The 15,703-nt window shown below is 61.2% G+C and carries 6 protein-coding genes and 1 pseudogene; 2 read left to right on the plus strand and 5 right to left on the minus strand.

The features are described 5' to 3' along the window. Positions 1-568: 568 nt before the first annotated feature. From X946_RS30385 to X946_RS30395, 4 genes are all read right to left on the minus strand, one after another. Positions 569-1,807, minus strand: coding sequence for an MFS transporter (locus X946_RS30385; protein WP_059645659.1), 1,239 nt, complete (start codon positions 1,805-1,807; stop codon positions 569-571). Between the two features lie 12 nt (positions 1,808-1,819). Then, the gene (locus X946_RS30390; RefSeq protein ID WP_081989384.1) at positions 1,820-3,385 is read right to left on the minus strand and encodes a carbamoyltransferase C-terminal domain-containing protein; all 1,566 of its coding nucleotides are present in this window, start codon (positions 3,383-3,385) and stop codon (positions 1,820-1,822) included. 11 nt (positions 3,386-3,396) lie between these two features. Continuing rightward, positions 3,397-4,536: a SagB/ThcOx family dehydrogenase gene (locus X946_RS06020; RefSeq protein ID WP_235363997.1), complete on the minus strand. Its 1,140-nt coding sequence runs from the start codon at positions 4,534-4,536 to the stop codon at positions 3,397-3,399. A 595-nt stretch (positions 4,537-5,131) separates the two neighbouring features. Then, a complete protein-coding gene (locus tag X946_RS30395; protein WP_442854587.1) occupies positions 5,132-6,121 on the minus strand; it encodes a DNA-binding protein in 990 nt (329 codons plus the stop codon). Here X946_RS30395 and X946_RS06030 point away from each other — a divergent pair. Further along, positions 6,054-7,643: pseudogene (locus tag X946_RS06030) on the plus strand (type VI secretion system Vgr family protein); the annotation flags it as partial. The gene X946_RS30395 and the pseudogene X946_RS06030 sit on opposite strands and share 68 nt — an antisense overlap. Before the next feature lie 431 nt (positions 7,644-8,074). On the opposite strand, the gene X946_RS06035 reads toward X946_RS06030, so the two are convergent. Further along, the gene (locus X946_RS06035) at positions 8,075-8,986 is read right to left on the minus strand and encodes a helix-turn-helix transcriptional regulator (protein WP_235363998.1); all 912 of its coding nucleotides are present in this window, start codon (positions 8,984-8,986) and stop codon (positions 8,075-8,077) included. Between the two features lie 1,616 nt (positions 8,987-10,602). Here X946_RS06035 and X946_RS06045 point away from each other — a divergent pair. Further along, positions 10,603-15,684 carry a non-ribosomal peptide synthetase gene (locus tag X946_RS06045; RefSeq protein WP_235363999.1) on the plus strand — a complete coding sequence of 1,694 codons (5,082 nt, stop codon included), beginning with the start codon at positions 10,603-10,605 and terminating at the stop codon, positions 15,682-15,684. Positions 15,685-15,703: the final 19 nt, after the last annotated feature.

Raw genomic sequence — 15,703 nt, forward strand, 5'->3', positions numbered from 1 at the left:
AATTTATAGTAGTTAGGATATAACGTGCGTCGATCACTGAAATTCAGAATATCATCAATATATTCGATGAAATTTATGGTTACTCGACAACCACGAATATACAGAAATTTGGCCTTTGGGGATCAATGAAACGGAAAGTGCACTTAAGGGTAATCAGGTCGCCTTTATTGGGGCCGCCGTGGTGGCTTTCAGGCATGACAAGGGTTAGGGCCAGCCCCTCTCGAGTCGCCCATTAGCAGGTCCGGTGTCAAGCAACCGCTCCCCTCGACTGCCTGAACAAACGATTCCCGGATTCTTTTAATGACCGGATGTGGTTGCCGATCACGCCCGTTTCTTCATTCCATCGACGGATCGCGCGAGACACCCATCAGGATCAAGCGATTGGCATACAGAGATTGCCTGTCGGCCTAGTGGTTTCACCACCCCAGAAGAACGTTCGCGCCACAACGTGTGCAATGGAATCGCGCAGGACTGTGGTTGCCGGCTAACCGGTACCGACCAAATCCGCAGCTGGCGCGCTGGCGCGCGTTGCGGAGCCCATATAGTCGCTTCTCAGCCTGTAGGCTGCCTAATCAGGTGTGCTGCCTGCCTGTGTACGAGACAGGACGTCAGTGCACGTGAGCATTGCGTAGGCTGCTGCTGCAAGTCCAAATGTTCCTGACCCGATGAATGTTGTTGCGAGGCCAAAGCGTAGGGCAATCCATGCCCCGATCACTGGTCCGATCACTAGAGCAGCCAGTTGTAAGCTTCGCCCCGACGTTGAAAACACGCCAAGTGCGTCGCGTGGCGCTTCTCGTTGCATCGAGATGGAGTAGCACATTACACCACCGCCGTAGCAGAAACCATTGACGTACCAAAGAGCGCACAACACAACGAGGTTCAAATTCGTGGTGAGGAGGGCTAGCAAGCCTGCTACAACGACCGTACCGCTGAAGCCGGCTAGGAAGGCCGCCATCGATTTAGCTTCGCTAATACGCGCCAGTACCTTTTTCAATAATGTGGCACAACTGATTGCACCGATTGCGGTGAAACTGACGATCGTGCCAAACGCGGCAGCAGGCAATCCGTGATCGCGTAGTAGCACGACCACGATCGAATCGTACATGCCAAGGATTGCCGAAAACGTCAACATCAGGCCAAGTGAAGTCGCCAGCGCAGGGTGTTCGGCCAAGACGCGACGGACTAGCTTGAAGTCCGGATAGCGCCGCTGCGCTTGCCTTGCTACGTCCCGCCAGCCCACGGTTTGGGCGACGACGATTGCGCAAACTGCGGACGCAATCGCCAGACAAGCCGTCAACGCGAACCCGCCTCGAGAATGCAAAGCGAACGACAGTCCTGCGCCGAGCAGAGGAGACAGGATCTTCGTACACTGATCAACGACGGAGGTCAGCGCGACGGTTGAGACGATCTGTTCATCGGATAAGAGACGCCGGATCACGATCTGTTCAGCCGGTATCGTGCCGAGATTACTGATACCTTTGATCAATACCCAGGCAACGAAAACGCTCTCATTGGGAGCAAACGCAAGTCCCAGCGACGTTACGAGACGAGCGAGTGCACTAATGACCATGATCAACGCGGGTGACTTCCGATCGGCGAGAGCGCCGATGAAAGGTCCCACAAGCAATCCAGGAAGTCCGTACAATGCGGCGGTCAGGCCTAGCATGCTGGTGTTCGCGTGATAATGAAACGACATCAGCGAAAAGATCAACGTGAAGTCGACCCAAACAGCGATGGAATTGAAGATACGTCCGAAGAAGAACGGCGGATAACCTCGAACCGAGAATAAGGCAATAGTCGAACGCATAAGCTCCACGCTTCAAAGCGGTTTGTTCTTGACGTACAGTTTGTCGTTCACCACAAAGCCGTCCAGTCCCGTCTCGACAGCATATCGTGCGAGATCGCTGGTCCGGTTGATGAAACCTGCGCCATTGAAGTTCAGTGAGGTGTTGCATAGTACGCCGGTTCCGGATTCCCTCTCAAACGCCTCAAGCAAAGCATGAATCCGAGGATTTTGGCTGGGATTGACTGTTTGGGGGCGAGCGGAACCGTCGACATGCGTGACAGCCTGTAGGTCGTTATGTTTGACCCGTGCAAAATACAGCATGTGCGGACTGGGCGCATGCAGGTCGAAGTGATCTTGCGCGCACGCCTCCAGGCAGATTGGAGCGATCGGCCGGAACGACTCCCGGCGTTTGATCGTGTTCAGACGGGTGAGCGCAGTCTTCGCAAACGGAGCAGCCAGGATCGAACGATTTCCCAGTGCTCGCGGGCCAATTTCCGCCCTGCCGCTTGCCCATCCGAGGATAGAGCCTTGGTTTAATAGTGCGGCGACCTCACGATAGCCCATCACCTCTTGACGCCAGCCATCGATGTTGTCCAGATCGTCGATAAATGCTTGACCTCGATACACATCCCATTCGATTTTCGCGTGGCCCGTCAATGCAAGCTGAGCGTCAACCGCAGTGCCGATTGCCGATCCGACATCGTTCGGACACGGAGGTACAAACACATCGGGAAAAAGGCCACTATCCACCCAAGCTCGATTCCAATCGCAATTCAGCCCACATCCGCCACTAATCAACAGCGGAATCTTTCGATTGACAAGTGGCCTTATGCGCTCGAGGAAACGCTCAAAAATGCCATCTGATAGCGCACGTGCGAGATTTTTGAATGCAGGATGCTCAACGCCAATGTTGAAATACTCGGATTCTGCGAACTGTCTTTTGTCGAGCGCATCAAGCGTCAGGGTACTCGACAACATATTCGAAACGAACTCGCGCTCGCCTCTCGATCCATCCGCGCGTTGGCCGAATGCAGCGAGTGCCATCATTTTGCCCGCATCGCCCAATCTGACCTGCCCACTGCGAAAATTAAAGGTAGGATCGGCAACACCATATGCGAACGCATATCGAATACCTGGGTAAGGCATGACATCGCACAGTCGTTCGATATTGACATATTCATCTACAAAGTAAAATGAGCCGATATATCCTTCCCAGACCAATACGTAGCACGCTTGCCCTTGAGGAAACGGCGACATGCCGTAAGCACACATGATATGCGAGCGCTCGTGAGAGTCCGTTATCCGACGAATTTCGTTGCCGAAAAATGAGGCTGGCAAAACCTGCGGCCGAGCGAGACCCAGATAGCCACCGCCAATTGGCGCACCTTGATCAGGCCGAATCCCTTTGCTCCACCCGCTCACGGCAATCACATCCGGGATCCGATCAACTGCTCTGCAAGCGTCGATCAGCAGATCGACATCGACAGGGGCATAACGCGGATTGGTATCTTTTTCCGCTTCATACGAAAATTTCAGGACGCCATTTTCAAGGCTCGCAATGTGCCCGTCGTGTCCAGGCTTAAAGCCGAGAATGAGCATGGGAATGTCTCTCAGGACGCGTTTCTGAGCTTTTCGACAGCAGTCAGCACCTCGGGGGCGAAAGGCGTATCGGCCCCCTCGCCAGCCCCCACAAAAAACAGTACTGATTCATTGATTTCGTCCACGGCCAGCAGACGATTGATTTCTCTGTCAAGGAAGTAGCCTGTCAGCCAAGATTTCAGGCCAAGGCCGGTAGTTACGAGCTGGAAAGTCTGGGCAAGGCAGCCCATATCCAAAAGCGCGACGCGGTAGGCACGGGAGTGCGGGTACTTCCACCACATCTTGTCGAAACGGGACGTCATAAAAACCCCGAATGCCAGGTTCTGGGCAAACATTTGTGCGCATAGCAAGCGACCAAGTGTGTTGCCGTCGATATCGTGCGTTACTAACGTTAACTGATGCGTACTCGCGCGATAGTGATAGATTCCGGCCCGCAATCCATCCACATGCAAAGCGACCAGATACGCCTCGCTCGGATGCAGCGACCCGCCGGAAGGGGACGTTCGTCGGTAACCGACCGGTTGGAGTCCTGCAGCCCGCATGTCTTCACGCGTGTCGCCGTGGACTGTTCCGAATGTCCAGTAGAGAGCATCGGCCACTGTCTGCAGCGGTATCGTCTGCGTGACGAAGGAGCGACTAGTGCGTCGCTGCATCAATACTTCAGTAAGGCCTGGTGCAGTGGGAAATTTATGCCGTGCGACTGGGAGTTCGAACAATTCTCCCTCGCGTTGATACCTCGTTTCCGGAATTTTGTCGCTTATCGACGCACAGTAAGCAACGTATCCCTCGTAGCCATCATCGACTGGTAGATGAGCGCCGTCCTCCAATACGATCTGCGTGCCTATATGAAATATTTGCGACAGACAGTCCCAGCCCCAGTCTTTGAAATTCCGTGAGTCATCCTTCAGGATTCCGCTACCTATAATTTCACTATCGATCACGGAGTCCGAAACAGCAGCGCCTTGAGAGAACTCGAGAAGACGTTGTACATGGCCTGACGATATTTCGTACTGGTCATGCTGCCTGTAATCCCACAAAATCAATTTTCCATCTATTATTTTAATAAAAAAAAGAGGGTTGGATTTGATTTCCATATGACTGGCCGAAGAGGATACGACTTTCCTATCCGATGGCTGGTACACAACAGCCATCGGGCTTTCATCAGCAATACATCAACGTTTTACTTCTGAGCAGCGCCGATCGGTGACTGATAGGCATCATTCGATTGACAGGACAGCGATGGCTCGATGCCAATTTTTTGCATCTTGACAGGAGCACCGATCGGGCTCTGATATGCATCGTTCGATTGGCATGAAAGGGTAGGTTCAATATTAATCTTCGTCATAACGATATCCTGTAAGGTAACCAATATATTAAGAAGAATTAAAGCGCTCGCCAATGCGAGCGGAAATCATCATACCAATTAGTTTGACTTGGTGGTAGAGATTTCGCCGCGGAATCCCAGAAATTTCCGTCACTTCAGTTTCAGCCCTGCCGCGAGTGGGTCGAGGTCGATTTCGCTGTCGCTTTGAAAGGTGTAATGTCCGTTCAGCAGGATATGCCACAGGCCGCCGGCGACGTCTGCTTGAGCTCCGCGCCCGCACTTTGGTGTTGCCGCCGGCCGCCCATTTCGTCGGTAGGCGCGACCAGTTGCCGGTCGGCTCTTCTGACAGGCTGGATTGGGTACTTCTCATACAGCGCGGGAACACAGATCTGCCTTTGGGGATCAACGGAACGGAAAGGCAATCAGGTCGCCTTTGTTCGGTGGCTGGTTCGTGCCGCGGATGATTGGCTGAGTTCGCCGACGAGTCTTCGCGTGATTTCTGCTTCTGTTTCAGCGCGTCCGGCGCGCGACTGTGCTTCCTGCAGGAGCGATCGGGTGCGCGCCAGTTCGTCGATCGTGGTGTGATACTGGTGAACGGCGGTTTCAGTCTGTTGGTTTGCAAGGCCCAGTTCCGTGCGCGATGTGGCAAGTGTTGCGGCGTGCTGGACGGCGATGTCCTTGAGGTGGTCCTTCGCTGCTGCCAGTTGCGCGCGCAGTTCTTCGAGGTGTTTCTCGCTCTTCTGGCGGGCCGTGCGCTCCTGGTCGATTTCCCGCAGGGCACGTTTTTCGTGAGCAAGCGCGCGTGTCTCGGCGGCTTCGGCGCGCTCCCGTGCGTGCTCGAGCTCGATGTCGAATTCGATCTTGAGCTGTGCACGCTGATGCGACGCGTCGTCAAGCTGACGGCGTGTCTCCTGCAGACGGGCGTCCGTAGCCGCGTGTGCCTGCCGCTCGGCGGATAGCGCCTCGCGACTTTCTGCAAGCTGCGCACGACCTGCATCAAGCTGGGCCTGAGCGGTGACCACTTCCTGTTGCGCCGCTTCAAGGCTGACGATAGTCTGATCGCGGATGGCTTGGGCTTCGTGAGTCTGGTGCCTCGCTTCGGCGCGTAGCGCGGCAAGCTCCGTCGTGGCCCGCTCCGAGGCCGCCCGCCAGATGGTCAGCACCGCCTCGGCGGCAACCTGCTTCATGACGTCGGGCAGATCCGGGTGGTCAATTTTCACGCGCGTCCTGTCGCGCAGATCCTGCCAGAAACGGTTCAGCACGTCGGCCGGCGTGCTCATGCTGCCCTTGCGCACCAGGCTGTAGAGCCGGCTGGCTGTCGGCGTCACGCCGTAGCGGAAGTTCGGGATTCGCGGAAGTCTGGCCTGCGTGTCGACCCGCCGCAACCTGCCGCCCGGTGTGTTTCTCGGCATGCCGGTCTCGATCCGGCTGATGACCGACCGCGGACAGCCGCACACGATGAACGCAATCGTGAGCGACGTCCAGATCGGACAAAGCGACGGCGAACTCTGCGTGTACCAGTTGACCGTGTGCGATGCGTTGTCGCCGATGGACAAGCGCACCAATTCGCGCGTGTTTCGAAAGCGGAACGTCGTCGACATTCTCATCGCGCTGTTCAACGAGTGGCAGCAGCGCAGTCCGGCTCTCGCGCGCGCGTTCGAATTCGATCTTTCCCACCTGCGCGCCGACCGCTATCCGCCCCGCGAATTGACGCGGCAGGTCAACGAGTCGGACGCGTACTTCGTGCGTCGCCTGCTGCGTCGCGAAGGGATCACCGTGTTTGTGAAGGCCGGCCCGGCGAAGCGCATGCAGAACGTTCACGACGAAACGCCGGTGCATACGCTCGTATGCTGCGACGATCCGATGTCGCTGCCTCAAGCGCCCGCCGGCACGGTTCGATTGCATCCGCGTGACGGCGGCACCGAGCAACGCGACACGGTCACGCTGTTCGCGCTGCACCGGCAACTGGTTCCGGGCAAGGCCGGCCGGCCGTCGTGGGACTACAAGAAGGCGAGGATAGACGAATCGACCGTCGGCTCGAGTCTCGATCAGGGCGAGTCAGGCAACGACCTGGCCAAGTTGCTGACCGACGTCGCGATCGACATCCCGCACGCGGGCGATTCTTGGAGCGATCACGAGCGGCTCACCCGCGCGCGCATGCTCGCGCACGAGTTCGAAGCCGAACGCTATGACGGCGTCAGCAGTGTGCGCGATCTTGCCGTGGGTGCGTGGATCACGCTGACGGGCGCACCGGAATGGGACAAGCAACTCGCCGACAAGCGCCAGTTCGTGATCACGTCGATCGACCACGCCGTCTGGAACAACCTGCCGAAAGGACTCAACGAACGCGTGCAGGCGCTATTCGCGGCGAGCCGCAATCTCGCGCAGGCAGCTCCTGCGTTACCGGCCGCGCTCGCGGAGGATGCCGATACGCGTTACAAGAACACGTTCAGTTGCGTGCGCCGCGGCGTGCCGCTTGCGCCCGCGTACGATCCGCGAACGGACTTGCCGCCAGTGCATCTGCTGACGGGCACGATCGTCGGCACGGAGGACGAAGAAGTGTTCTGCGACGAGGACGGCCGCGTGCGCGTGCGGATTCACGGCCTCGATCCGGCGGACCACGCGCACGCGCAGGTCACGGGCACCACCGACAATGCGGGCGATAGCGCGCCGATTCGCGTCGCGACGAGTCTCGCGGGAACGAATTTTGGGGCATCGTTTCTGCCGCGCGTCGGCATGGAAGTCCTTCTCGGTTGTGTCGGCGGCGATCCGGACCGGTTGGTGATCATCGGGGTGCTGAGCAACGGCGCGCATCCGCTGGCGACGTTCAGCCACACGGGCCGGCTGCCGGGCAACCGTTACCTGTCCGGCATCAAGACGAAGGAAATCAAGGGGCAGCGGTACAACCAGCTGCGCCTCGACGACACATCGAATAGCAGGAAGGACACGCTAACTATCGCAAGCCGGATGCGGGCGCCAGCCGACAACGTGATCACTTCACGCACTCCTGCAGGGACGCCTCGGCGCTGGCGCCAGCAGCCCGCGAATCCGCACACGTCGATTGCGGACCTCCCTGAGGGTCGGCCAGGATTCGCATATTTTCGAATCCCGGCCGACCCTCAACTTCCTCCGGAGGCGTTCGCGGCACGCAATCGCGATCGGCCTCGGGCTCATTCTGGATTCCGCCGGCCCAACAAGCGCCCATTTGCTGAGCCCGCTATGACGGCCACGCGGCCCTCGTGCTGGCGACGACTCCGTTTCGCTTGTGGCGAATCGTTGATCGAACGGTATGAGTCGCGCAGCACGAGCGACTGCGACGCGAGGCAACATCGTTGTCAGCCAAATCGTGACGACTGTATTTCGCTCTACGTACTTTGTGCGACTTCGTCAACGGACATCAAATAGCAGCGCGGAGATTGGCCGGTGACCCGGCGGAACGAGCGCGACAGCTGAGTGTTGCTTTGGAAGCCGACTTCGATCGCGATGTCCAGCAGCCGCATATTTCCCCGGCGCATCAGCCGTTTAGCTTTCTCGACTCTCCTTTCCGTGATGTATTTGCACGGCGGCACGCCGAAATGATGCTTGAACGTACGGGAAAAATGGTACACGCTTAGCCCGACCACGCCAGCCAGGTCCCTCAAAGTGATCGACGAATTCAGATTTTCGTCGATGTGATGGGTCAGTCTGCGGTGCTGCGCGCTGGAGAATCTCTTGCCGCTCGCGTTGTCTTCGGTCGATTGAAGCCGGAGCATCTCGGACAGCAGCGCGACTGCCATGTGATCGTGAAAGTACGGCCATCTATGGCGATTGGTCGATGTGTCCACGACGTGTCGCATGAGCTTGAGCAACACCTCGCCGGTGACGTTCATCGCCGGCTTGAGCATCGATGACGCACTGTCCATGAAGCCCGTTTCGCGAGCATCCACGGCAAATATGAAATAGCTGACCTTCCCACCGGAGCCGCCCTTGCAACTGAGCGTGTGCAGCGGCGGCAAGTAGTCGAGCCCGACGTCGAGCCGGCGTGGCCCCGCGACGCGCCGTCCGTCGATCCACGTGCCGCCCGTGGACACGGCGTGCCGGTCGTATAGGAAAAACAGGTGGCGATTGCTTTCGATCTCGACCTGGTATGTCTCGGACAATACTTCGCACCGGTACATGCCGCATACGTCGGTCTGCATGAGCGGAGTCACTCTCGCATGATCGCGGTCCTGATAGTGAAGCCATGTGGGCGCATCGGCTGAGACGGGAAAGTTGTCGCGGGTAGTGACGGAATGCATGGGTGGCCTCAAGTTTCTTATGCTTGCAACAAACGGAGTCACGGGTGAAAGCTCGAGCGAAAAGGGGCGCTTTGCGTGATGCTCGACGTGTTCCGCAAGGAAGCGCTTGAACAGAGCCGGGAGGCGCCGGATGGAGTGCGGGCGGAATGTGTGATGTTGTTGCACATGATCCAATGCTATGCGGCCGGATTCGAAGGCGGTGGGCGAGCGGAGGCGCTTCCCGCGGACTCGCGCGAACTCGCTGTGACGTGGGCGAAGCGAATGCTTGATTTAAGAAATCGCTGTGCGCATCTTTCTGGCTCCTTGATTGGGAAAGCGAAGAATCACTTTTCATTCGCTAACAGACGGGAATCAATGGCGCATATCGCCGAACGGCTTCCGATAGCCGTTTTGCATTTTCCTGTTGGTTCGCGACCCTCAGCGCCATGTGACTTATATAAACAAAAAACGTTCAAATCGGAATCAGAGTTGAATAAATTGGATGGTCGTCTCACGAGATAAAAATGACTTTTGCCGATTGCATTATCTTATTCCGAATGCAACATGGATGCGATGAAGCCGTGCGCATGCATTGATGGGACATGCCCCAATTTCGATAGACTTTGCGCCATGTCGGCATGCGCCCTCGTGCAATCGCCACAAGGGCAGGCAATGTTGCTCTCTCGCCGATTTCCCGGTTCGTCCATCGATCAGCCCGAGCGTGCGTTCCGTTCGTCTTGCAGCGCACGGGGCTGGTGCGCTGGCAGCGTAGGGAGGCGCGAGGCAGCTGCGGGATTTCGATACGCTGGACGATGCAGCGTCGCTGAATCGTGGGCACCACGAGTGGCCGGAAATGCCATCGCTAAACGAAATGCGGTATATGCTAAACGGGAAATAATTCACCTGAACATCGAAAATAATTTTCGATTTGTTTCTAATCATCGTCAATTGATGATCAATTAGATGTTGGTTATGCGCATGTTTCCAAGGAATCGGGACGGATAGAAAGCAATTTTGATCAAATTTCCGCAATGGTGATGGGGACGAGGAAACGCGGATATAGACAATGTGAGCGCATATCCGAGCGTTGATAAAGAGTTGCTCAAGCGGTCAAGCACGGAGACGATGTTTATATCAAAAGCGAGGTCAAGTCGGAGCCGCTCGCATTATGTTCGTACGCGTGACGGCACATGTCTTTTCCCGCAGCGCACGCATCGAGACTCACGTACCGCGGCCATTCCTGGCAAGAGGCCTTCGCCGACAGCCCGGTCATTCACGAGGGGGCGTCCGGCAATCTGTCGATGCTCGGCACGTGACATGTCCGATTTCGGGCGACAGCAGCTCGCAGTCGACGTGATCGTGAATGTTCTTGCGCAGCCGGATATCGATGTAGATGTGACAAGGAGATACTCGATGATTTCCGATGTGAGCCGGCAAGTTTGCAGTGTCAGCCGAGAACTACCGACGGGCGGATGCGTGATCGGGCGCCAGCGCATGAAGCCCGATGATTCCAGCGCGCGCCGCGCTGAGCGAAGAGGATGGCGCGCGCTTCATCCTCCGCGCGCGGCGGCATGCGGCCCCCTTCGGCGCGTCTGCACCGCCAGCCGGAACGAAAGCCGAAATAGGAAAGCGACGTCATGAGCACCTCTCGTATCGGCGCATCGCCCCCGCCTCCCGTCGACGACAAGGCTCGGAACGGTCGCTCTTCCACGTATTCCGGCGCCGAGTCGATCGCCGGGCAATTGATGTCGCGTGCCGAAGCGGCCCCCGATTTTCCTGCGTTCGCTTCCGTCGGCTCATCGGAAGACGTTTGTTTGACCAATGCGTGTCTATGCGAACGCGCATCCGCGATTGCTTTCCGCCTGGCGCGCATCGCGTCGGTCGGCGATCGCGTGATGCTGGCTTTTCGGAATCCTCTCGATTTCATTCCCGCTTTCTTCGGCTGTTGCCTGGCCGGCACGATTCCTGTTCCCGTGGCGCCTCGGCATGGCCGCGACACGATGCTCGCGATCGCGCAGGATTGCGGCGCGGCTATCGCGTTGACCGCCGAGGAGCGTGAGGCGCTGCCGGGTATTCAGTGGATGCGCACGGACGACGGTGAACGTCGCGCGCCGTTCCTGAGCGTGGTCACCGACGACCATCCCGCCCTGTTGCAATACACGTCCGGCTCGACGCGAACGCCGCAGGGCGTCGCCGTGACGCACTCGGGGCTGCGCGCGACGATCAGGGACCTCGACAGCGCCGCGCTGCACGACCCCGACAGCGTCATGGTCAGTTGGTTGCCGTATTTCCACGACATGGGCCTCGTCTACGGCATTCTCACGCCGTTGTACTGCGGCTTCACCGCGTATCTAATGCCGCCGGAAAAATTCATCGCACAACCGATGTCATGGCTGCGGGCGATCGCGACCGTGCGCGGCACGCACACGGCGGCGCCCAATTTCGCGTACGCGTTGTGCGCGGACCGAGCGGCCGATCTCGCGCCCGAAACCGATCTTTCCTCGTTGCGCTTCGCGCTCAATGGAGCCGAACCGATTCGTTGCGAGACGGTACGCCGCTTCGAGGCGGCGTTCGCGCCGTTCGGCTTGCGGCCATCGGTGGTGACCCCCGGTTACGGGCTGGCCGAAGCGACCCTGAAGGTGGCGTCGGGACGCCGTGGCGAGGGGATGCGCAGCGCGCGTTTCGAGCGCGATGCGCTGGCGCTCGGCCGCGTCGTCCCGCATCGGGACGGTGTCGAACTCGCATCGTGCGGCACCAGCCTGATCGACACGCGTGTGAGAATCGTCGATCCGCAAACGTGCCGGCCGTGTGCGCCGGATGTCATCGGCGAAATCTGGGTGAGCGGGCGAACCGTCGCCGGGAGCTACTGGCGTCGTCCTCAAGAAACGCAGCGGATCTTTCGCGCGCGACTCGACGACGGCGAAGGTCCGTGGCTGCGGACCGGCGATCTCGGCTTCGTGCACGACGGCTCGCTGTTCGTCGCAGGCAGGCTGAAGGATCTGATCATCGTCGGCGGCCGGAATTTTTATTGCCATGATATTGAGGACTCCATATCTGGATGCCACCCCGCCATCCGGATGGGGCGGGTATTCGCCGCGGCGATCGAAGGCGCGGACGGCGAAGGGATATTGGTCGGCGCCGAGGTGCGCAGCGGCTGCGACGAGACGGCGGCCCGCGCGATCATTCCGGTGATCCGCTCGGCGTTGATGAACGAACACGGCGTCGCGCCGGCGCGCATCGTGTTGCTGCGGCGGGGGAACATCCTTCGTACGTCGAGCGGCAAGACCCGCCGGGCGGCGACGCGCGACGCGCTTGCGCGCGGCGACTTGCAGATCGTTGCCGATGACGGTGGCGGCATGGCCGGCGACGCTATCTTGGCCGAGATCGCGCGATTTGTGCCGGGGGCTGCGGCGCAGCCGGCCAGCCGGCTCATCGACCTCGGGCTCGATTCGCTGTCGGCCGCGCGGCTGGCCGCGTCGGTGCGCGCGCGCCACGGTGTGGACCTGACGTTCGCGACGCTGTTCGCCGCTTCGGCCGATAGTCTGAGGCGCGAAATCAGCGACGGGCACAGCGCGCAGACTGCGGCCCCCGCGGCGCCGAGGCACTACGAGGCTGACCAGCCGTTCGAGTTGTCCGAGATGCAGCAGGCCTATTGGATCGGCCAGCAAAGTGGCGTGCCGCTCGGTAGTGTCCAACCGCATATTCGCGTCGATTTCGAAGTCGACCACGCCCGCGTGCCCGATCTGAGCCGGCGGCTGGCGCAGCTTGTCGAACGCCACCCCGCGCTGCGGATGGCGGTGCGCGGCGACGGGCGCGCGGTCTTCGAGGCGCACGCCTACGATCCGGTCCTGCCTCAGCAGGACCTGCGCGATCTGGAAGAGTCGACATTGGCCGAGCGCTTGTGCGCCGTGCGTGCGGAACTGGCCGACGGCAACGGACGCCCCGTCGCCGCATGCTTCAGCCGCATCACGGACACGATGTCCGTTCTGCATGTGCGCCTGGGGCTGCTCGCCGGCGACCTGCGCAGCTTTTTGCGGCTGGTGCGCGAACTGGCGCACGGCGCGTCTCGCGAGCCGTCTCCCGGCATCGTGCCGCCCGCGCCGCCGCCGTTGCCCGATGAACGCCGCGAAGCGTGGCTGCGCCGCGTCGAGTCGATTGCGCCCGCGCCGGAGTTGCCGGCGGCGATGGCGCTCGCCGACGTCGTCGACCCACGTTTTGTCAATCTTCGCCGGGAATTGCCGGAGCCGCTGTCCGCGGCGCTGACGGCGCGCGCGCAGGCGCTGGGCGTCACGCTCGCTTCGTTGTGCACCGCCGCGTTCGCCGACGTCGTGCGGTTGTGGTCGGCGGCGCCCGAGTTCACGCTCAACGTGACCTGCAATACCCGGGCGGCACAAGCCGGGGAAGCGATCGGCGACTACACCAGCAATACCTTGCTTTCCCTGCGCGAGCGTCACGCTTCGTTCGTCGAGCTTGCCCGGGCGGTGCAGCGGCAAGTCTGGGCCGACCTGGACGAGCCATGGTGCTCCGGCGTGGCGATCCTGCGCGAGCTCGGTCGCCGCAACGGCGCGCCGGTGCTGATGCCGGTGGTCCTGACGAGCCTGCTGTCGGGCGACCCGGCGGACGATCTGGCAGTGCTCGACGCGCTCGGGCGGGTGGTCGACATGGCCAATCCGACGCCGCAGGTCTCGCTGCATGCCATCCTCGGTCGGCGCGGCGAGCGTCTCGTCGTGATGTGGGAATACGTCACGCAGCTGTTTCCCGAACGGATGGTGGACGCGATGTTCGCCGCGTTCGTCGAGTCGCTTGCGACGATCGCGGCCGAGCCGTCGGCCGTCGAGCTGCCCGTGGTTGCGAAGCTTGCGCCGGACGAGGCCGCACGGCGTGCGGCGACCAATGCGACGGAGGTCGAGCGCGCGCCGCGTCGTCTGGAGGCGGCGTTCGTCAGGCAAGCGAATGCGCGCCCCGATGCCGTCGCCGTGAGGCAGGGCGGTGCGGCACTGACCTATGGCGCGCTGTTGCGCGACGCAGAAGACATCGGCAGCGCGCTGCAGCGGCTCGGCGTCGCGCGCGGCGATGTCGTGGCGGCCGTCGTCGAGCCGGGGCCGCGCGCGATTGCGGCGCTGCTCGGCATCGAATTGGCCGGCGCGGCCTATCTGCCGGTCGAGCCGTCCTGGCCGTCGGCGCGCATCGACGAGTTGCTGCGTGAGGCGGGCGCCCGTCACGCGGTCGTGACGACGGGCGACATCGATCTGCCGATGCCGTCGCTGCGCCTCGACCGTCCGCTCGCGCGCGTCGCGCCCGCGCCGGTGGCGGATGCGGGCCCGGACGACGCTGCCTATGTGATCTTCACGTCCGGCTCGACGGGCCGCCCGAAGGGCGTGGTCATCACGCACGAAGCCGCGGCGAACACGATCGACGACATCAATGCGCGTTTCGCCGTCGGCCCGGCCGATCGGGCGCTCTGCGTATCGTCGCTTGCTTTCGACTTGTCGGTCTACGACATATTCGGACTGCTCGGGGCAGGCGGCACCGTGGTGTTCCCCGAGCGCGCGCGCGATCCTGATGCGATCTCGCAGGCGTTGCGCGATGCCGAGGTGACGATCTGGAATTCCGTGCCGGCCGTGCTCGAACTGTTGCTCGACGTGGCCGTGCCGCGCTCGCCGCACCTGCGGCTCGCGCTGCTGAGCGGCGACTGGATCGCGCCGACGCTGCCCGAGCGGCTGCACGACGCGTTCCCGAACGTCCAGCCGATCAGCCTCGGCGGTGCGACGGAAGCGTCGATCTGGTCGGTCGTCCACCCGATCGCGCCGGCCGACGCGGCGCTGGCTTCGATTCCGTACGGCAAGCCGCTGTCGAACCAGCAGTGCTTCGTGCGCGCGCCCGACGGGCGTGAGCGTCCCGACGGCGTCGCCGGCGAACTGCTGCTCGGCGGATGCGGCCTCGCGCTCGCCTACCTCGGCAACGAGGCGGAAACCGCCCGCCGTTTCTTCGTCGATGGGGATGGCAGACGGCTTTACCGGACGGGCGATCTCGCGCGCTGGCTGCCCAATGGGGAACTCGAGTTGCTGGGGCGGATGGACGGCCAGGTCAAGGTGCAGGGATACCGGATCGAGCTGGGCGAGATCGAGGCCGCCGCGATGCGCGCGGGCGGCATCTCGCGCGCGGTGGCGTCGGTGGTCCGGCGCAGCGGCGCGACGGTGATTCAGTTGCACGTGGTCGCGTTGCCGCAGCGGCGCGGCGACATTGTGTCGGCGGTGCGCGCCGAGCTGGTTTTGCATTTGCCCGCCTATATGCAGCCGCACCACGTCGCCGTGCTCGACGCGCTGCCGCTGACGGCGAACGGCAAGGTGGATCGCGCGCGGCTGGCCGCGCTGCCGGCCCCGGCGGCACGGGTCGCGGCCGCGGCTGCGGCGCGGCGCGACGCGTCGCTCGAAGCGACGATGCTCGATGCGTTCGCCGAGGTGGTCGGCGTCGACATCGATCCGCAACAAGGGTTCTTCGACGCCGGCGCGACCTCGATGCACATCGTGCGCTTGCGCGCGCTGCTGGCGTCGCGGGGCGTGGCGGTTGCGCCGCTCGTCGATTTCTTCTCGCTCGCCACGATTCGCGCGCTCGCCTCGCGCTCCGCCGCGAGCGGCGCAGACACGCTCGACACGAAGGACGTCGCCGGCGTGCGCGCCTACAGACAGCGCGCACGCGCACGCAAGGAGGCTATGTGACTGTTTACGAAACACCCGT

This window comes from Burkholderia sp. ABCPW 111 (assembly GCF_000773065.1).
Classification (GTDB): domain Bacteria; phylum Pseudomonadota; class Gammaproteobacteria; order Burkholderiales; family Burkholderiaceae; genus Burkholderia; species Burkholderia savannae.